This window comes from Enterobacter hormaechei ATCC 49162 (genome assembly GCF_001875655.1).
In the GTDB taxonomy this organism is placed as follows: domain Bacteria; phylum Pseudomonadota; class Gammaproteobacteria; order Enterobacterales; family Enterobacteriaceae; genus Enterobacter; species Enterobacter hormaechei.
Map to the genome: position 1 here is coordinate 3219915 of NZ_MKEQ01000001.1, position 19429 is coordinate 3239343.

At 55.0% G+C, this 19429-nt stretch carries 17 protein-coding genes; 14 read left to right on the plus strand and 3 right to left on the minus strand.

Annotation, left to right across the window (positions count from 1 at the left end; genetic code table 11):
* Positions 1 to 134: 134 nt before the first annotated feature.
* The 9 genes from BH712_RS16070 (at position 135) to acpS (ending at position 8552) form a co-directional block, all read left to right on the plus strand.
* Positions 135 to 1067: an RNA-guided endonuclease InsQ/TnpB family protein gene (locus BH712_RS16070; RefSeq protein WP_006811567.1), complete on the plus strand. Its 933-nt coding sequence runs from the start codon at positions 135 to 137 to the stop codon at positions 1065 to 1067.
* Positions 1068 to 1659: 592 nt separating this feature from the next.
* Entirely contained in the window at positions 1660 to 1806 is a 147-nt protein-coding gene (locus BH712_RS25185; RefSeq protein WP_006811566.1) for a hypothetical protein, read from the plus strand.
* A gap of 232 nt (positions 1807 to 2038) precedes the next feature.
* Positions 2039 to 3844 (plus strand): translation elongation factor 4, encoded by a 1806-nt coding sequence (gene lepA / locus BH712_RS16075; protein ID WP_003860714.1) that lies wholly within the window; start codon positions 2039 to 2041, stop codon positions 3842 to 3844.
* A gap of 15 nt (positions 3845 to 3859) precedes the next feature.
* Positions 3860 to 4834, plus strand: a complete 975-nt coding sequence (gene lepB, locus BH712_RS16080; RefSeq protein ID WP_006811565.1) for a signal peptidase I — start codon at positions 3860 to 3862, stop codon at positions 4832 to 4834.
* A gap of 223 nt (positions 4835 to 5057) precedes the next feature.
* Positions 5058 to 5738: a ribonuclease III gene (gene rnc, locus BH712_RS16085; RefSeq protein ID WP_003860711.1), complete on the plus strand. Its 681-nt coding sequence runs from the start codon at positions 5058 to 5060 to the stop codon at positions 5736 to 5738.
* Positions 5735 to 6640: a GTPase Era gene (gene era, locus BH712_RS16090; protein ID WP_006811564.1), complete on the plus strand. Its 906-nt coding sequence runs from the start codon at positions 5735 to 5737 to the stop codon at positions 6638 to 6640. The genes rnc and era overlap by 4 nt, the downstream gene beginning before the upstream one ends.
* Positions 6641 to 6657: 17 nt before the next feature.
* Positions 6658 to 7365 (plus strand): DNA repair protein RecO, encoded by a 708-nt coding sequence (gene recO, locus BH712_RS16095; RefSeq protein ID WP_006811563.1) that lies wholly within the window; start codon positions 6658 to 6660, stop codon positions 7363 to 7365.
* A 75-nt stretch (positions 7366 to 7440) separates the two neighbouring features.
* The gene (pdxJ, locus tag BH712_RS16100) at positions 7441 to 8172 is read left to right on the plus strand and encodes a pyridoxine 5'-phosphate synthase (protein WP_006811562.1); all 732 of its coding nucleotides are present in this window, start codon (positions 7441 to 7443) and stop codon (positions 8170 to 8172) included.
* Entirely contained in the window at positions 8172 to 8552 is a 381-nt protein-coding gene (gene acpS / locus BH712_RS16105) for a holo-ACP synthase (RefSeq protein WP_000986021.1), read from the plus strand. Before pdxJ ends, acpS begins: the two co-directional genes overlap by 1 nt.
* Here the strand turns inward: acpS and BH712_RS16110 are convergent.
* Both BH712_RS16110 and BH712_RS16115 read right to left on the minus strand, forming a co-directional pair.
* The gene (locus BH712_RS16110; protein ID WP_006811561.1) at positions 8549 to 8809 is read right to left on the minus strand and encodes a YfhL family 4Fe-4S dicluster ferredoxin; all 261 of its coding nucleotides are present in this window, start codon (positions 8807 to 8809) and stop codon (positions 8549 to 8551) included. The two genes, acpS and BH712_RS16110, sit on opposite strands and share 4 nt — an antisense overlap.
* Positions 8810 to 8865: 56 nt before the next feature.
* Positions 8866 to 9714, minus strand: a complete 849-nt coding sequence (locus tag BH712_RS16115; RefSeq protein WP_006811560.1) for a MurR/RpiR family transcriptional regulator — start codon at positions 9712 to 9714, stop codon at positions 8866 to 8868.
* A gap of 118 nt (positions 9715 to 9832) precedes the next feature.
* Here BH712_RS16115 and murQ point away from each other — a divergent pair, with 118 nt between their 5' ends.
* Genes murQ through tadA form a run of 4 tightly spaced genes read left to right on the plus strand, consistent with a single transcriptional unit; the run spans position 9833 to position 13306 of the window.
* The gene (gene murQ / locus BH712_RS16120; protein ID WP_006811559.1) at positions 9833 to 10729 is read left to right on the plus strand and encodes an N-acetylmuramic acid 6-phosphate etherase; all 897 of its coding nucleotides are present in this window, start codon (positions 9833 to 9835) and stop codon (positions 10727 to 10729) included.
* Positions 10730 to 10738: 9 nt separating this feature from the next.
* Positions 10739 to 12103 carry a PTS transporter subunit EIIC gene (locus BH712_RS16125; protein WP_006811558.1) on the plus strand — a complete coding sequence of 455 codons (1365 nt, stop codon included), beginning with the start codon at positions 10739 to 10741 and terminating at the stop codon, positions 12101 to 12103.
* A 3-nt stretch (positions 12104 to 12106) separates the two neighbouring features.
* Positions 12107 to 12742 carry a phosphatidylglycerophosphatase C gene (yfhb, locus tag BH712_RS16130; protein ID WP_006811557.1) on the plus strand — a complete coding sequence of 212 codons (636 nt, stop codon included), beginning with the start codon at positions 12107 to 12109 and terminating at the stop codon, positions 12740 to 12742.
* A 24-nt stretch (positions 12743 to 12766) separates the two neighbouring features.
* Positions 12767 to 13306 carry a tRNA adenosine(34) deaminase TadA gene (tadA, locus tag BH712_RS16135; protein ID WP_032674002.1) on the plus strand — a complete coding sequence of 180 codons (540 nt, stop codon included), beginning with the start codon at positions 12767 to 12769 and terminating at the stop codon, positions 13304 to 13306.
* On the opposite strand, the gene mltF is transcribed toward tadA, so the two are convergent.
* On the minus strand, positions 13194 to 14744 hold the full coding sequence (gene mltF / locus BH712_RS16140) for a membrane-bound lytic murein transglycosylase MltF (protein WP_006811555.1): 1551 nt from the start codon (positions 14742 to 14744) through the stop codon (positions 13194 to 13196). The two genes, tadA and mltF, sit on opposite strands and share 113 nt — an antisense overlap.
* Positions 14745 to 15011: 267 nt before the next feature.
* Here mltF and purL point away from each other — a divergent pair, with 267 nt between their 5' ends.
* A complete protein-coding gene (purL, locus tag BH712_RS16145) occupies positions 15012 to 18899 on the plus strand; it encodes a phosphoribosylformylglycinamidine synthase (RefSeq protein ID WP_006811554.1) in 3888 nt (1295 codons plus the stop codon).
* Positions 18900 to 19429 lie beyond the last annotated feature (530 nt).

A 19429-nucleotide genomic window follows, 5' to 3' on the forward strand; every position in this document is an offset into this window, starting at 1 on the left:
AGTGTCAAAGCCCCATATATGTGGGGCTTTTTATTGGTTGAATAAGGTCGTTAAAAGTAGTCAAATCCTTTAATCAACGCTCGCACGATGATTTAGCATTTAACCAGTTTCGCTCCGTTTACACAGGTCCAGTTGTGATTAAAAAACAGGCATTCAAATTTTTGCTTGAACCTAACAAAGGTCAGTTATCAGACTTTTTGGCCTTTGCTGGCTCCTGTCGTTTTGTTTACAACAAAGGCCTTGCTCTTCTTAACGAGAATTACCGTTCTGGTAAAAAATTCATAGGCTACATTCAGCTGGCTTCTGAATTGGTTGAATGGAAGAATGAAGAGAGCCTTTCTTGGTTGAAAGAAGCCCCTTCTCAGTGTTTACAGCAATCGTTAAGAGATTTAGACAGAGCATTCAGAAACTTTTTTACCGGCAAATCACAATATCCAAAGTTTAAAAAGAAAGGTCGGCATGATTCTTTCCGTATACCATGCCAAAGGGTTAGAGTAGATCAAGAAAAAAAATTGGTATCTCTTCCTAAAGTCGGCTGGGTAAAGTATCGCAAGAGTCGTGAAATCATTGGTGATTTAAAAAACGCAACTATTTCCCTGAATCAGGGGAAGTGGTATATCAGTTTTAATACAGAGCAAACAGTCCCTGATCCAATACACCCCTCTGATATCAAATCTACAATTGTACTTAATAATGTGGATAGCGTTCATCTGTCATCTGGGGGCGGCGGTGATAACACTTACCAAGCGGAAGAAAAGAAAAAATTAATCCGTCTTAATAAAACACTGACCAGAAGAAAGAAACACAGCCAAAATTGGCTAAAAACCAAAGGTAAAATTGACAGAGTAAAATCAAAGGCAGCAAGGATAAGACTCGATAATATCCATAAAGCAACCACGGCAATTTGTAAAAATCACGCAGTTGTTGAGGTTGTGAACTTGATGGATTCTGTATCTGACAAGAACGATAACACTCTGAGTATGAGATACGAATTTGTCAGGCAGTTGATATACAAACAAGAATGGCTGGGTGGTGAAGTTATTCGCCGGGAGAGTAAACCCTTGTAAGGGGGTTCAGTGATAATGTAGTATATGATGAATTTTAAGCGGCAGGGCATGTCGTTTCTGCTTGTGGAGGAAGGTTAATTCAACTTCCGTTGAAGCAAGAATCTCTTGATTGTTATTGAGAATGTCAACGTCTGGTCCAATACTTTACAAGTAGAAGTATATAAGTATGTTGAAATGGATTTGCGAGTTTTCAGTTGTGAAAGTTAAAAGCTAACTCAAAACGTAATTTATAAACCACTCGGTATCTCAACTAGTACCGCCCCTCAATGATTCTTGAAAATAGGCTTAAAACTTACTGGGTCTGCGACAGACTCAGGTTACCAAGCTTGTTTACAAAATAGGATTACTTGACTGCTCTATTGGCTGTCTACGGAACAATGAGTGGAAATTGAAGTATAAGAGCAATTTACGAGGCAGAAAAAGAAGATAAAAAAAGCTGAGTAATACACGCATTATTCTCAATAGAACGAGTAAAGTAAACTGCCGCCTGTCGTATGCAAAACGGGCGGCGACTGGCCGGTGATGGGGCGATAGTAAGAGTTGCAGAGCGAGCTTCGAAACTGATACAGGCTTTGCGGTAATCGAACCTGTAATGAAGAAGACGCCAGGTGATGTGTTGTTGATTCTGTGCGACTGCCACACACAGTTTGCCAATCTGATGGGGCTGTCACTCATGACAGATGATGGCGAAGCGATCGAAGGTGCTGCTCTGGAAGGGGGGAGGTGCTTGGTAGAGTGACGTTCTTCATCAACCGCGCGCTGGGTGATGATGACTGCCCAACAATTTAATTTACATTGCTTAACTGTAGGCACTCGTTATCACTCAATGAACAGGAGATCGTATGCTGACGATTTGGGCGCTACAGTGTAATATGCATGCCAGTCGTTGATGGGGTAGTTACTGTGGAGTGTCCACCGCTGTGTCCATCAAGAAGATTTAATCCGCATAGCGAGTAAATAAATCCATACATATGAAAAACATAAGAAATTTCTCCATCATTGCTCACATTGACCACGGTAAGTCGACGCTGTCTGACCGTATTATCCAGATTTGCGGTGGCCTGTCTGATCGTGAAATGGCAGCCCAGGTTCTGGACTCCATGGACCTGGAACGCGAACGCGGTATTACCATCAAAGCGCAGAGCGTGACGCTCGACTATAAAGCTTCCGATGGTGAAACCTATCAACTGAACTTTATCGACACCCCAGGGCACGTTGACTTCTCTTATGAAGTGTCACGCTCACTGGCGGCCTGTGAAGGCGCGCTGCTGGTGGTGGATGCCGGGCAGGGCGTAGAGGCCCAGACGCTGGCAAACTGCTACACCGCCATGGAAATGGATCTCGAAGTGGTGCCGGTTCTGAATAAAATCGACCTGCCAGCCGCAGATCCTGAACGCGTAGCGGAAGAGATTGAAGACATCGTCGGTATTGATGCGACTGATGCCGTGCGCTGTTCGGCGAAAACCGGCGTAGGCGTTCCGGATGTACTGGAACGTCTGGTGCGTGACATTCCGCCGCCGGAAGGCGACCCGGATGCGCCGCTACAGGCGCTGATCATCGACTCCTGGTTTGATAACTACCTGGGCGTTGTCTCGCTGGTGCGTATTAAAAACGGCACCATGCGTAAAGGCGACAAAATCAAGGTCATGAGCACCGGACAGGTCTACAACGCCGATCGTCTGGGCATCTTCACGCCAAAACAGGTTGACCGTACCGAACTGAAATGCGGCGAAGTGGGCTGGCTGGTGTGTGCAATTAAAGACATCCTCGGCGCGCCAGTGGGCGATACCCTGACCGGTGCGCGTAACCCGGCAGATAAAGCGCTGCCAGGCTTTAAAAAGGTGAAACCGCAGGTTTACGCGGGCCTGTTCCCGGTTAGCTCTGATGACTACGAGAACTTCCGCGACGCGCTCGGCAAGCTGAGCCTGAACGATGCCTCCCTGTTCTACGAGCCAGAAAGCTCAACGGCGCTGGGCTTCGGCTTCCGCTGTGGCTTCCTCGGTCTGCTGCACATGGAGATCATTCAGGAACGTCTGGAGCGTGAATACGATCTTGATCTGATCACCACCGCCCCGACGGTTGTCTACGAAGTCGAAACCACGTCGAAAGAGGTGATCTACGTCGATAGCCCGTCCAAGCTTCCGCCGCTGAATAATATTCAGGAACTGCGTGAGCCTATCGCAGAGTGTCACATGCTGCTGCCGCAGGAGTTCCTCGGCAACGTGATCACTCTGTGTATTGAGAAGCGTGGCGTGCAGACCAACATGGTTTACCACGGTAACCAGGTGGCGCTGACCTATGAAATTCCGATGGCGGAAGTGGTGCTCGACTTCTTCGACCGTCTGAAGTCCACCTCCCGTGGCTATGCGTCGCTGGACTACAACTTCAAACGCTTCCAGGCTTCGAACATGGTGCGTGTGGATGTGCTGATCAACGGCGAACGCGTGGATGCGCTGGCGCTGATCACCCACAACGATAACGCGCCGTACCGTGGTCGTGAGCTGGTTGAGAAGATGAAAGATCTGATCCCGCGTCAGCAGTTTGACATTGCGATTCAGGCGGCCATTGGTAACCACATCATTGCCCGTTCAACCGTGAAGCAGCTGCGTAAAAACGTTCTGGCGAAGTGCTATGGCGGTGACGTCAGCCGTAAGAAAAAGCTGTTGCAGAAGCAGAAAGAAGGTAAGAAGCGTATGAAGCAGGTCGGTAACGTTGAGCTGCCGCAGGAAGCATTCCTTGCCATCCTTCACGTTGGTAAAGACGGTAACGGTAAATAACCTTAAGGAGTTGGCATGGCGAACATGTTTGCCCTGATCCTGGTCATCGCTACCCTGGTGACAGGTCTGTTGTGGTGCCTGGATAAGTTTATCTTCGCCCCAAAACGCCGTGAACGTCAGGCTGCCGCGCAGGCAGCCACGGGCGATGCGCTGGACGCGAAAACCCTGAAAAAAGTCGGCCCGAAACCGGGCTGGCTGGAAACAGGGGCATCGGTATTCCCGGTGCTGGCGATTGTGCTGGTGGTGCGTTCATTTATCTATGAACCGTTCCAGATCCCGTCAGGATCGATGATGCCAACGCTGCTGATCGGCGATTTTATTCTGGTTGAGAAGTTTGCCTATGGCATCAAAGATCCGATCTACCAGAAAACGCTGATCGAAACGGGTCATCCGAAACGTGGCGACATCGTGGTGTTTAAATATCCGGAAGATCCGCGGCTGGACTATATTAAACGCGCGGTCGGTCTGCCGGGCGATAAAGTGACCTACGATCCGGTGGCGAAAGAGGTGACTATTCAGCCAGGCTGTAGCTCTGGTACCGCATGTGAAAATGCGCTTCCAGTTACCTACTCCAACGTTGAGCCAGCTGATTTTGTGCAGACCTTTGCCCGTCGTAACGGCGGTGAAGCGACCAGCGGCTTCTTCCAGGTGCCTAAAGGCGAAACCAAAGAGAACGGTATTCGTCTGGTTGAGCGCAAAGAGACGCTGGGTGATGTCACGCATCGCATTCTGACCGTGCCCATCGCACAGGATCAGCTGGCAATGTACTACCAGCAGCCAGGCCAACAGCTGGCAACCTGGATTGTGCCGCCGGGACACTACTTCATGATGGGTGACAACCGCGATAACTCTGCGGACAGCCGTTACTGGGGCTTTGTGCCGGAGGCGAATCTGGTCGGTAAAGCAACCGCTATCTGGATGAGTTTTGAGAAGCAGGAAGGCGAGTGGCCAACCGGCGTTCGCCTGAATCGTATTGGCGGAATTCATTAATTTTCGTCAAAAATAACACGTAGCGGCTTTTATTCGCCGCTACGTGAATTATTTCCGCGATAAATCTCTTTGAACTAACGACATCCCCTGTCGTTGTGTATAGAATATTCCCCCGAAGTTTAAGGTTGGCCCTGCAAGGGTGCCACGGCACACGAAACCGCGTTGGTTTTCTCAGGTCGGTTTCGTGTGCTGCATTTTTGACGCATTCATTTATTGGTATCGCATGAACCCCATCGTAATTAATCGGCTTCAACGTAAGCTGGGCTACACTTTTCATCATCAGGAGTTGTTGCAACAGGCATTAACCCATCGCAGTGCCAGCAGCAAACATAATGAGCGTCTCGAGTTTTTGGGCGACTCCATTTTAAGTTTCGTGATTGCGAATGCGCTTTATCATCGTTTCCCGCGTGTGGACGAAGGTGATATGAGCCGCATGCGCGCGACGCTGGTGCGCGGCAACACCCTCGCTGAAATCGCGCGCGAGTTTGAGCTGGGTGAATGTCTGCGTCTCGGGCCGGGTGAGCTGAAAAGCGGTGGTTTCCGTCGTGAATCCATCCTTGCCGATACGGTCGAGGCATTAATCGGTGGTGTGTTCCTGGACAGCGATATCCAGACCGTAGAAAAGCTGATCCTGAACTGGTATCAGACCCGCCTGGACGAAATCAGCCCGGGCGATAAACAAAAAGATCCGAAAACGCGTCTGCAAGAATATTTGCAGGGTCGTCATCTGCCGCTGCCATCCTATCTGGTGGTGCAGGTGCGTGGCGAAGCGCACGATCAGGAATTTACCATCCATTGCCAGGTCAGTGGCCTGAGTGAACCGGTGGTCGGCACGGGTTCAAGCCGTCGTAAGGCTGAACAGGCTGCCGCCGAACAGGCGTTAAAAATGCTGGAGCTGGAATGAGCGAAGAAAAAACGTATTGCGGATTTATTGCCATCGTCGGACGTCCGAACGTGGGCAAATCCACCCTGTTGAACAATCTGCTTGGGCAGAAGATTTCTATCACCTCGCGTAAGGCGCAGACCACGCGTCACCGCATCGTCGGCATCCATACTGAAGGCGCGTATCAGGCGATCTACGTCGATACCCCGGGCCTGCATATGGAAGAGAAGCGCGCCATCAACCGCCTGATGAACAAGGCGGCGAGCAGCTCCATTGGCGACGTAGAGCTGGTGATCTTCGTTGTGGAAGGCACCCGCTGGACGCCGGACGACGAAATGGTTCTGAACAAGCTGCGTGACGGCAAAACGCCGGTGATCCTCGCGGTCAATAAAGTGGACAACGTACAGGAAAAGGCCGATCTGCTGCCGCATCTGCAATGGCTGGGCAGTCAGATGAACTTCCTGGACATCGTCCCACTGTCTGCGGAAACGGGCCTGAACGTTGATACCATCGCGGGCATCGTGCGCAAGCATCTGCCGGAAGCGATTCACCACTTCCCGGAAGACTACATCACCGATCGCTCTCAGCGTTTTATGGCCTCAGAAATCATCCGTGAGAAGCTGATGCGTTTCCTGGGCGCTGAACTGCCGTACTCTGTGACGGTGGAGATCGAGCGTTTCCAGACCAACGAGCGCGGCGGTTACGATATTAACGGTCTGATCCTCGTTGAGCGTGAAGGGCAGAAGAAGATGGTGATTGGCAACAAAGGGGCCAAGATCAAAACCATCGGTATTGAAGCCCGTAAAGACATGCAGGATATGTTCGAAGCGCCGGTTCACCTCGAACTGTGGGTGAAAGTGAAATCTGGCTGGGCCGATGATGAGCGTGCGCTGCGCAGCCTCGGTTACGGCGAAGATCAGTAACCCAAGACGACGAGCATATGGATGGATGGCAGCGCGCCTTTGTCCTGCATAGTCGTCCCTGGAGCGAAACCAGCCTGATGCTGGACGTCTTCACGGAAGAGTCCGGTCGCGTGCGCCTTGTCGCCAAAGGCGCACGTTCCAAACGTTCTAATCTCAAAGGTGCTTTACAGCCTTTCACCCCGCTGCTGGTCCGCTTTGGCGGGCGAGGGGAAGTCAAAACTCTGCGCAGTGCTGAAGCTGTCTCCCTGGCGCTTCCTCTTTCTGGTATCACGCTCTACAGCGGCTTGTATGTGAACGAACTCATCTCACGGGTTCTTGAACATGAGACCCGCTTCTCTGAACTTTTCTTTGATTACCTGCACTGTATTCAGTCACTTGCTGGCGCTACCGGCACCCCTGAGCCTGCGCTGCGTCGTTTTGAACTGGCGCTGCTCGGGCACCTTGGTTACGGCGTCGATTTTCTGCACTGTGCGGGGAGCGGAGACGAGGTAGAAGATACCATGACCTATCGCTATCGTGAGGAAAAGGGCTTTATTGCCAGCGTTGTCGTTGATAACAGCACCTTTACCGGACGCCAGCTCAGAGCACTGTATGAACGCGAGTTCCCGGACGCCGACACCCTGCGTGCGGCAAAACGCTTTACCCGAATCGCGCTCAAGCCGTATCTTGGGGGCAAGCCCTTAAAGAGCCGCGAATTATTCAGGCAGTTTATGCCGAAACGCTAATGTTTTACCCCTCACCCCAGCCCTCTCCCGGAGGGAGCGGGAGAAGGTAAATGAACAAAAATACCGAGGATTGTCATGGCTGAATTACTGTTAGGCGTCAACATCGACCACATCGCCACGCTGCGTAATGCCCGCGGCACTGCTTACCCTGATCCGGTTCAGGCGGCGTTTATTGCTGAACAGGCTGGCGCCGACGGCATTACCGTTCACCTGCGTGAAGATCGTCGCCACATCACCGATCGTGACGTGCGCATCCTGCGCCAGACGCTGGATACCCGCATGAACCTGGAGATGGCGGTAACCGAAGAGATGCTGACGATTGCCTGCGACACCAAACCGCATTTCTGCTGCCTGGTGCCGGAAAAACGTCAGGAAGTGACGACCGAAGGCGGTCTGGATGTGGCGGGGCAACTCGACAAAATGCGCGATGCCTGCAAACGCCTGGCGGATGCCGGTATCCTGGTTTCCCTGTTTATCGACGCCGATTTCACCCAGATTAAAGCGGCTGCTGACGTGGGCGCGCCGTATATTGAAATCCACACCGGCTGCTACGCCGATGCCAAAAACGATGCCGAGCAGGCCAAAGAGCTGGAGCGTATCGCTAAAGCGGCAACCTACGCCGCAAGTCTGGGGCTGAAGGTGAACGCCGGTCACGGGCTGACCTATCACAACGTAAAAGCCATCGCAGCCCTGCCGGAAATGCACGAGCTGAACATCGGCCACGCTATTATTGGTCGTGCGGTGATGAGCGGCCTGAAAGAGGCGGTTTCCGAGATGAAGCGTCTGATGCTGGAAGCGCGTCAGTAATGGCTATTCTGGGCTTAGGCACCGATATCGTTGAAATAGCCCGCATTGAAGCGGTGATCGCCCGCAGCGGCGATCGCCTCGCAAAACGCGTGCTGAGCGACAACGAATGGGCTATCTGGGAAGCGCATCAACAGCCGGTGCGCTTTCTGGCAAAGCGTTTCGCGGTAAAAGAGGCGGCGGCGAAAGCATTCGGCACAGGCATTCGTAACGGCCTGGCGTTTAACCAGTTTGAAGTGTTTAACGATGAGCTGGGTAAGCCACGTCTGCGTTTATGGGGTGAAGCGCTTAAGCTGGCGGAAAAGCTGGGCGTGGCGCACATGCACGTTACGCTTGCAGATGAACGCCACTACGCCTGTGCGACGGTAATTATCGAGAGTTAAATTTTGTCCGCGTGGTGCAGCAGGACAAACTTATCCCAGAGCTGTTCGTCGTTCTCGACGTGTGCCGGATCTTTTAAGATCGTATTGGGGATGGGGCACACTTTCTGGCAGGTCGGCGTTTCATAGTGGCCGATGCATTCGGTGCAGCGGTCGCTGTTAATCTCATAAATGCTGTCGCCCATCGAAATCGCCTGGTTCGGGCATTCGGGTTCGCACATATCGCAATTGATGCATTTTTTGGTTATTAACAGCGCCATCAGGAAATTCTCAGAAACATCACAAACAGGGCGGGCATTATACGCTCATTCCCTGCTCAAACCAGTCTTTTTACCAGCTCTTCGCTGTGACGAATGCGCTCTGGCGCATGCTCCAGATCCTGCTGAACCAGCGCCATAAACAGCAGGTCCGTCAGCATCATCTGCGCACTCGTCGACGAAATAGCCGCGCTGCGCGTGGCCTGCTCCTCGGCAATGGTGTACAGACAGCGGGTTGCCCGCTGCTGAAGCGCATTCGGGCTAAAACCGGTAATCGCCAGTATTTTTCCCCCTACGCGCAGGGCTTCGTCGGTAGCCATGTTAATTTCGCGACGCTCGCCAGAATAAGAGATAGCCAGCAGTAAATCGTCAGGATCCATGGCCTGCACGGTCGCCAGCAGCGCGTGCATGTCCTGTTCAACGATGGCGTTATAGCCAATTTTTGTCAGCTTCCAGCCAAAGTTACGCGCAACCAGCCCGGAGGCGCCGATCCCGGTCAGCACAATACGTCGCGCGTTGCGAAGCATGGCTACACTTTCCAGAAGCTTCTCTTCCGTGTTCACATCCAGCGTGGCATGCATTGCCGCCACGTTCTCCTTGATCAGCTTTTCGCCGACCAGACGCATCGGATCGTCGCCACGGATCTGGTTATGCACCGGCATGGACTGCGGATTCGGGTTGCTCACCAGTGCTTCGCTGATCGCCAGTTTTAGCGCCGGAAAGCCCTTATAACCTATCTTCTGGGCAAATTTCACCACGCTCGACTGACTCACCCCGGCTTCGCCTGCCAGCTGCTGAGAGCTGAGGTGTCGCGCCCGATCGGGTTGAGAAAGTAAAAAATCCGCCAGCTTTTTATCACTCTGGGCAAACCCTGCGTAGCGCTGGCGAATGCGAATTAAACAGTTCATACGGTCTCCTGGCGAAAATGTGATTACCCGCGCAAATACGAATTTTGCTCGCCTGAATGAATTTTATATTCCATTATAGTGCGTTTATTATGAATTAAAAATTCCAGAGGTAAATAACATGAATCTTGGCTCTCTTGTTTCTGAAACGCGTAACCCGCAAACCATGGATCTTGATGCACTATCCACGCTGGAGCTGGTAAACCGCTTTAATCAACAGGATACCCTCGTCGCGCTGGCAGTCAAAGAGACATTGCCCGAGGTGGCGAAAGCCGTAGACGCCGCTGCCGACGCCCTGAAAGCAGGAGGACGCATTATTTATATGGGGGCGGGTACCAGTGGACGCCTCGGAGTGCTGGATGCTTCAGAGTGTCCGCCGACGTTTGGCGTTCCGCATGGTCTGGTCGTTGGCCTGATCGCCGGTGGCCCCGGCGCGCTGCTGAAAGCGGTAGAAGGGGCAGAGGACAATAAACAGCTGGGCGAGGATGATCTGAAGGAGCTGAACCTGACCGCGCAGGATCTGGTGGTCGGACTCGCGGCATCTGGTCGTACGCCGTACGTCATTGGTGGACTGGAATACGCCAGACAGACGGGATGTACCACGGTCGCCATCTCCTGTAACCCTGGCTCGCCGATTGCGCAGGTGGCCGCCATTGCCATCTCCCCGGTTGTCGGGCCTGAAGCGCTCACCGGCTCCACGCGCCTGAAATCCGGGACCGCGCAAAAGCTGGTGCTCAATATGATCTCCACCGGGGCGATGGTGAAATTTGGCAAGGTCTACCAGAACCTGATGGTGGATATGCAGGCCACCAACGTCAAGCTGGTGGACAGGGCATGTCGCATGGTGATGGAAGCGACGGGGGCCGGTCGTGAAGAGGCTGAAAAAGTGCTTCAGCAGACCGATCACGATGTTAAACCGGCCATTCTGATGATATTAACCGGGCTGGATGCAGCCGCGGCCAGAGCCAGGCTCGAAGCCCATCATGGGTTTTTACGGGCGGCATTAGAACACCAATAAGAGGCGTGTATGGACAAAACAGCAGCGCTCGCCAGCGACATCCTGCTCGGGATCGGTGGGGAAAAAAATATTCAGCGTCTGGAAAACTGCATGACGCGTGTACGCGTCGAGGTGCACAACGACGAAAAGCTTGATTTAACACGCCTGAAGCAGCTTCCCGGCGTGAGCGGGTATGTTAAACAGGGGCAGCAGCACCAGCTGATTGTCGGCCCGGGCAAAGCGGCGCAAGTGGTTGATGCCATGCGCGCCCTGATGACGGGCGCTGAAACGGCTCCCGCCTTTGACGACGTCGCACGCACCAAAGCGCAGGCGAAAGCAAAATACAAAGCCCCCATGAGCGATGCGCTGCGACAGCTTGCCAACGTCTTTATTCCGCTTATCCCGGCGTTTATCGCGTCGGGGTTGATCACCGGTATTATCAATATCCTCAAGCGGCCGGATATCGTCGGGGACTTTGCCACCCAGTATCCGAACCTGCTGGGTATTCTCGCAATCTTTGGCAGCGCGGTGTTTGCCATCATGAACATCCTGGTGGGGGTGAACACGGCCAAAGTTTTCGGCGGCTCGCTGGCGATGGGCGGCGTAATGGCAGGGATCTTGTCCAGCCCGCAGCTGGCGCAAATTACGCTGTTTGGCGAGGCGCTTCAGCCCGGCCGCGGCGGGGTGATTGCCGTGCTGCTGGTGGTCATTCTGATGTGCTGGATCGAGAAAAAGCTACGCGCGTTGCTGCCAGGCTCGATTGAGCTGATCCTTAACCCACTGCTGACCACATTGATTACCGGGAGCGTGGCGATTGTGGCGCTGCAACCGTTAGGCGGGGCGATCTCTGAAGCCATCGCCCACGGCGCGTCGCTGGCGATCGATCGCGGCGGGCTGCTGGTGGGAGCCGTGCTGTCCGGGACCTTCCTGCCGTTAGTGCTGACCGGTCTGCATCAGGGGCTGGTGCCAATCCACGTCGAACTGGTGCAGGCGCACGGCTATAACGCTCTGCTGCCGATCCTGTCGATGGCCGGCGTTGGGCAGGTTGGCGCGGCCATCGCGGTACTGATGAAAACCCGCAACGCGCGTCTGAAAAAGGTCATTAAAGGGGCGCTGCCGGTCGGGTTACTTGGTATCGGCGAACCGCTGATTTTCGGCGTGACGTTGCCGCTGGGTAAACCGTTCCTGGCCGCCTGTCTCGGTGGTGCGGTGGGCGGGGCGTTAATCAGCTACTGGAAAGTGGCGACCGTCATCACCTTTGGGATCTCTGGTTTACCGCTGGCATTAACCATCGTGACCGGAAAAGTGATGCTCTATCTGTTAGGCTATCTGGTAGCGGTGATCGCCGGGTTCCTGTTTACCTGGCTGTTAGGATTCAACGACCCAGAGGAGTAAGGTTTGGCCAGTAACGAGCGTCGCGTTGTCTTTTTTGATCTGGATGGAACGCTGCATCAGCAGGATATGTTCGGCACATTTATGCGCTACCTGCTGCGGCGCCAGCCTCTGAACGCGCTGCTCGTTCTGCCGCTCTTACCCGTGATTGGCATCGCGCTGCTGGTGAAAGGCCGTGCAGCGCGCTGGCCGATGAGCCTGCTGCTCTGGGGATGCACGTTTGGTCATAGCGAAGCGCGTCTTAAGCAGCTTGAACAGGATTTTGCGCACTGGTTTCGTGGGCATGTCGCCGCGTTTCCCGTGGTCCAGGCGCGCCTGACCAGCTATCTCGACGCCAACGATGCCGATATCTGGCTGATTACCGGCTCCCCACAGACGCTGGTGGAGCAGGTCTATTTTGATACCCCCTGGCTGCCGCGCGTAAATCTTATCGCCACGCAAATCGCGCGCGGCTACGGCGGCTGGGTGCTCACTCTGCGCTGCCTCGGACATGAAAAAGTGGTGCAACTGGAGAAACGCATCGGTACGCCGCTGCGCCTGTACAGCGGCTACAGCGACAGCAAGCAGGACAACCCGCTGCTCTATTTTTGCCAGCACCGCTGGCGCGTCACGCCTCTGGGTGAACTTCAGCAACTCGAATAGTCTTATCTGTACCGGCTGTGTATAATGCCGCCCGCTTTTCGACTGGAGTATCAGCCCTTGTCCAACCCTGAACACACTCATGAATACTGGATGCGCCATGCGCTGGCGCTGGCTCAGCGCGCCTGGGAAGAGGGCGAAGTGCCCGTGGGGGCAGTGCTGGTCCATAACAATCAGGTGATTGGGGAAGGGTGGAACCGTCCGATTGGCCGTCACGATCCTACCGCGCACGCGGAAATCATGGCGCTTCGCCAGGGCGGGCTGGTGCTGCAAAATTATCGTCTGCTTGATACCACCCTGTATGTCACCCTTGAACCGTGCGTGATGTGCTCCGGGGCGATGGTGCACAGCCGAATCGGAACGCTGGTGTTTGGCGCGCGGGATGAAAAGACGGGCGCTGCTGGTTCACTGATGGACGTGCTTGGACATCCGGGGATGAACCACCAGGTGAAAACTATCGGCGGGGTACTTGCACCAGAATGTTCGGGTCTGTTAAGTGACTTTTTTCGAATGCGTCGGCAGCAGAAAAAGCAACAAAAGGCAGAATTGAAACCGCAGGGTGATTAAGCTCGTCCGGTGCGACCACCGGATAGCTTTCAGCCAGCTGTTGCGCCTCGGTCGCCTCTTTTTCTTTCTCCAGCAGATATCCCACCAGGCTTATCTGGTACTTACGAATATTTTCCACGTAGGCATACGCTTCATGCCCGCGCGCATAGCCGTACGTCAGCTTCTGGTACCACTGTTTCTGGCTAAGCAGCGGCAGACGCTGTTTTACATCAGACCAGCTGTCCGGGTTACCTTTGGTTTTCGCCGTCAGCGCCCGCGCGTCGAGCATATGCGCATAGCCCATGTTATAGGCGGCCAGCGCAAACCAGATCCGCTCCCCTTCCGGGACCGTCTCCGGCACTTTCGCCATCATATCCTGTAAATACTGCGCGCCGCCGCTGATGCTCTGTTCCGCATCGGTCCGGTCGCTGATGCCGAGGCTCTGGGCGGTATTTTTGGTCAGCATCATCAACCCGCGTACGCCTGTGGGGGAGGTAGCCTGAGCATCCCAGTGCGATTCCTGGTAGGAGATCGCCGCCAGCAGCTTCCAGTCAATCTCCTGGGCGTACTTCTCAAACAGCGGTTGCAGATCTGGCAGCACGCTGTCCACCGCGCGCAGGAAGGTGCGGGTGTCAACGTAATCAAAATCGTCACCGTGACCGAGATATTTCTCTTCCAGACGCGCCAGGGTGCCGTCTTCATTGATGGCATTAAAGAAATCGAGCATCGCCGCAGAGACGGTTTGATCGTCGTCTAACTGGGTAAACCAGGTCACCGGTTGTTCGTCGGTCACATCCAGCGCCACGGCGATTTCAGGATGAACGCGCTGGAATAGGCTGATCGCTACCGAATCAGCAATGGTATAGGCCAGCTTTTTATCTTTTACCTGCTCCAGCAATTCGGTCGTACCGAGTTTAGGATCAACTGTCCAGCTGAGGTTCGGGTATTTTTTCTCTTTCAACGCCCGCAGATCGTCAATCACCACATGGCCTGGTGCAATGGTCAACTGCTGGTCGGTGATGTCGGCCAGTGAGCGCGGGCGCAGGCTACCCACACGATAAACCACCTGCTGCGACACAGAGTAATAGGTCGGGCCTGGCTGATAGTTTTTACTGCGTTCGCTGTTGTACACCAGACCCGCGGCGAGAATATCGGCACGGTTATGGTCCAAATCATCAAACAGCTGGTTGATGTTCTGCCGCACGGTAACGTTCAGCTTCACGCCCAGATAGTCCGCAAACAGCTGTGCCAGTTCGTAATCGAGACCAATGGTTTTGCCGTTGATATCGTCGTAAATAAGCGGGGAGGAGAGGGTACTGACGCGCAACTCCCCCCGCTCCTGAATGGCGGCGATACGGTTTTCGGCCTTGCCGAACCAGGGGATAGACGGCCAGAGGGCCACTGCCAGCAGCAACGTAACAATGCCGATGAGCAGATAATTAATCTTTAATTTTTTCAATTAGTTAATTCTCTGCGACGCCGGTTGCCTCAGTGTGCTGTAGTCATGTTAAGAATAGAGTTTGCCATTGATTGAGCGGCATTTTGCGCAAAGTAGCGCCAGTTGGCAACCAATTAGAGAGACAGGTCACATCTATTGTTAAATCGAAAGGTTGATTTTATTTCGACGCAAACGGTTTCGTCGGCGCTCAGGATTCTCTATAATGACGCCCGTTTTCCCCCCTTGCGCACACTGTAAGCGCCCCGGCGCTTCGAAGACGAGAGACTTATGATGGAAATTCTGCGTGGTTCGCCTGCACTGTCTGCCTTCCGTATTAACAAACTGCTGGCACGTTTTCAGGCGGCCGACCTTCCGGTAAGCAATATTTACGCTGAGTATGTCCATTTTGCTGACCTGAATGCCCCCCTGAATGCAGAGGAGCGCGTACAGCTGGAACGCCTGCTTAAATATGGTCCAAGCCTGAGCAGCCATACGCCGACCGGCAAACTGATCCTCGCCACGCCACGTCCTGGCACCATCTCCCCCTGGTCTTCCAAAGCAACTGATATCGCTCACAACTGCGGCCTGAGCCAGATAAACCGTCTGGAGCGCGGCGTGGCGTACTATGTGGAAGCGTCAACCCTGAGCGACGCGCAGTGGCAGGCCGTCGCGGCGGAGCTGCACGACCGCATGATGGAGAGCGTGTTCGACTCTCTGGAAGATGCGCAGAAACTGTTCTCTCACCATCAGCCTGCGCCGGTACAGAGCGTGGATCTGCTGGGGCAGGGGCGTCAGGCACTGATCGACGCTAACCTGCGTCTTGGTCTGGCACTCGCAGAAGATGAAATCGACTACCTTCAGGATGCATTCGTTAAGCTGAATCGCAACCCGAACGACATCGAACTGTATATGTTCGCGCAGGCCAACTCCGAGCACTGCCGCCACAAAATTTTCAACGCCGACTGGATTATCGACGGCGAACAGCAGCCGAAGTCGCTGTTCAAAATGATCAAAAACACCATGGAGCAAACCCCTGACCACGTGCTGTCTGCCTATAAAGACAACGCCGCGGTAATGGAGGGTTCCGAGGTGGGCCGCTTCTTCGCCGATCGCGAAGCAGGGCGCTATGACTTCCACCAGGAGCCCGCGCATATCCTGATGAAAGTGGAAACCCACAACCACCCGACGGCGATTTCTCCGTGGCCGGGGGCGGCGACCGGTTCCGGCGGTGAAATCCGTGACGAAGGTGCGACCGGTCGCGGCGCGAAACCAAAAGCGGGTCTGGTCGGTTTCTCCGTTTCAAACCTGCGTATTCCGGGCTTTGAACAGCCATGGGAAGAAGATTTTGGCAAGCCAGAGCGCATCGTGACCGCGCTGGATATCATGACCGAAGGTCCCCTGGGCGGCGCGGCGTTCAACAACGAATTTGGTCGTCCGGCGCTGAACGGTTACTTCCGTACTTACGAAGAGAAAGTGGACAGCCACAACGGCGAAGAGCTGCGCGGCTACCACAAACCGATCATGCTGGCAGGCGGGATCGGCAACATTCGCGCCGATCACGTGCAGAAAGGCGAGATCGTCGTCGGCGCGAAGCTGATCGTGCTCGGCGGTCCGGCAATGAACATCGGTCTGGGCGGCGGGGCTGCCTCCTCTATGGCCTCCGGTCAGTCTGATGCGGACCTCGACTTCGCCTCCGTGCAGCGCGACAACCCGGAAATGGAGCGTCGCTGTCAGGAAGTGATCGACCGCTGCTGGCAGCTCGGCGATGCCAACCCGATTCTGTTCATCCACGACGTGGGCGCGGGTGGTCTCTCCAACGCGATGCCTGAACTGGTGAGCGACGGCGGTCGCGGCGGGCGCTTCAACCTGCGCGATATCCTGAGCGATGAGCCGGGCATGAGTCCGCTGGAAATCTGGTGTAACGAATCCCAGGAGCGCTACGTGCTGGCGGTTGCCGCCGATCAGCTGCCGCTGTTTGACGAGCTGTGCCGCCGCGAGCGCGCGCCGTATGCCGTCATCGGTGAAGCGACCGAAGAGCAGCACCTCACCTTAAGCGACACCCATTTTGACAACCAGCCGATCGATCTGCCGCTGGACGTGCTGCTCGGTAAAACGCCGAAGATGACCCGCGACGTGACAACCCGTAAAGCGGCGGGCAAAGCGCTGGATCGCCAGGGCATCACCGTGTCTGAAGCGGTAAACCGCGTCCTGCACCTGCCTGCCGTGGCGGAGAAAACGTTCCTGGTGACCATCGGCGACCGTACCGTAACCGGTATGGTGTCACGCGACCAGATGGTTGGCCCTTGGCAGATCCCGGTGGCGAACTGCGCGGTGACTACCGCGAGCCTCGACAGCTACTACGGCGAAGCGATGGCCCTGGGCGAACGTACGCCGGTGGCCCTGCTGGACTTCGCCGCGTCTGCCCGTCTGGCGGTCGGTGAAGCGCTGACCAACATCGCCGCGACGCAGATTGGCGATATCAAACGTATCAAACTTTCCGCGAACTGGATGGCTGCTGCCGGTCACCCGGGCGAAGATGCTGGCCTGTATGAAGCCGTGAAAGCGGTAGGTGAAGAGCTGTGTCCAGCCCTCGGCCTGACCATTCCGGTGGGTAAAGACTCCATGTCGATGAAAACCCGCTGGCAGGAAGGCAGCGAGCAGCGCGAGATGACCTCTCCGCTGTCGCTGGTGATCACCGCGTTTGCCCGCGTGGAAGACGTGCGTCATACCGTTACGCCACAGCTTGTGACCGAAGACAACGCCCTGCTGCTGATTGACCTGGGTAAAGGTCATAACGCGCTGGGTGCCACCGCGCTGGCGCAGGTTTACCGTCAGCTCGGCGACAAGCCCGCCGACGTGCGCGACGTTGCCCAGCTGAAAGGCTTCTACGACGCGATTCAGGCGCTGGTGGCGCAGCGCAAGCTGCTGGCCTACCATGACCGTTCCGACGGCGGTCTGCTGGTGACCCTGGCAGAGATGGCCTTCACCGGTCACTGCGGCGTTGAAGCGAACATTGCAACGCTTGGCGAAGACCGCCTGGCAGCGCTGTTTAACGAAGAGCTGGGCGCGGTCATTCAGGTACGCGCCGCAGATCGCGACGCGGTGGAAGCCATTCTGGCGCAGCACGGTCTGGCAGACTGCGTGCACTATCTGGGTAAAGCCGTTCAGGGCGACCGCTTCGTCATTGAAGCCGACGGTCACGCCGTGTTCAGCGAAAGCCGCACTACGCTGCGTATGTGGTGGGCAGAAACCACCTGGCAGATGCAGCGCCTGCGTGACAACCCGGAATGTGCCGATCAGGAACACAACGCGAAAGCGAATGACCAGGATCCTGGCCTGAACGTGAAGCTCAGCTTCGACATCAACGAAGACATTGCCGCGCCGTACATCGCGACCGGCGCGCGTCCGAAAGTGGCCGTGCTGCGTGAGCAGGGCGTTAACTCCCACGTGGAAATGGCGGCGGCCTTCCACCGTGCGGGCTTTGACGCCATCGACGTCCACATGAGCGACCTGCTGGCCGGGCGTACCGGTCTGGACGATTTCCAGGCGCTGGTGGCGTGCGGTGGTTTCTCCTACGGTGACGTGCTGGGCGCGGGCGAAGGCTGGGCGAAGTCTATTCTGTTCAACAGCCGCGTGCGTGACGAGTTCGAGACCTTCTTCCACCGTCCGCAGACGCTGGCGCTGGGCGTGTGTAACGGCTGCCAGATGATGTCTAACCTGCGCGAGCTGATCCCGGGCAGCGAAGCCTGGCCGCGCTTTGTGCGCAACCAGTCTGACCGCTTCGAAGCGCGCTTCAGCCTGGTGGAAGTGACCCAAAGCCCGTCTCTGCTGTTGCAGGGTATGGTGGGTTCGCAGATGCCAATCGCGGTTTCGCACGGTGAAGGTCAGGTTGAAGTGCGCGATGCGGCGCATCTGGCTCAGCTTGAAAGTAAAGGACTGGTGGCGCTGCGCTTTGTTGATAACTTCGGCAAGGTCACCGAAACCTATCCGGCTAACCCGAATGGTTCGGCAAATGGTATCACTGCTGTCACCAGCGAAAGCGGCCGTGTCACTATTATGATGCCGCACCCGGAGCGTGTCTTCCGTACCGTGAGCAACTCCTGGCACCCGGAAAACTGGGGCGAGGACAGCCCATGGATGCGCATTTTCCGCAACGCGCGTAAACAGCTGGGTTAAGTTTCAGCGCACGACCTCAAGGCCCGGTAAGCGTGAGCGCTACCGGGCTTTTTTGTCTCTGTCGCAAAATCGCGACAACTCTCGGGTTTGAGTGTCGCCAAAAAGAGACATTTAAGTTATTGATTTATAAAAGTCATGGCGGGTTCACGTTAAGGTGTTGCTTAATAGCGACACTTAGCCTGGAAATCATTCACCGCACAACGAACACCTTAAAAGAATAAAATTGTTATTAATCATAAAGATAATTTATTTTTTGCAATCTGGCGCGCTGGTTGCATAATAGTAACCAGTGGCTCATTCACCTTCTTATGTCAGCCCCTTCGGGACGTGCTACATAAACTTCGAATGACGCACAAAAAGGTGCCTGCCGTCCAACTACTGATTATTGCAATGCTTTATCAGGCCAGGGCGAAACGTCGAGTTAGGCACCGCCTTATTCCATGACAAAGCCGGGTTTTTACCCGGCTTTGTTGTATCTGAAGGGCCGACTCAGTTACGCTCTCCTCAAACCCGGATGAAGAGAGTAATGT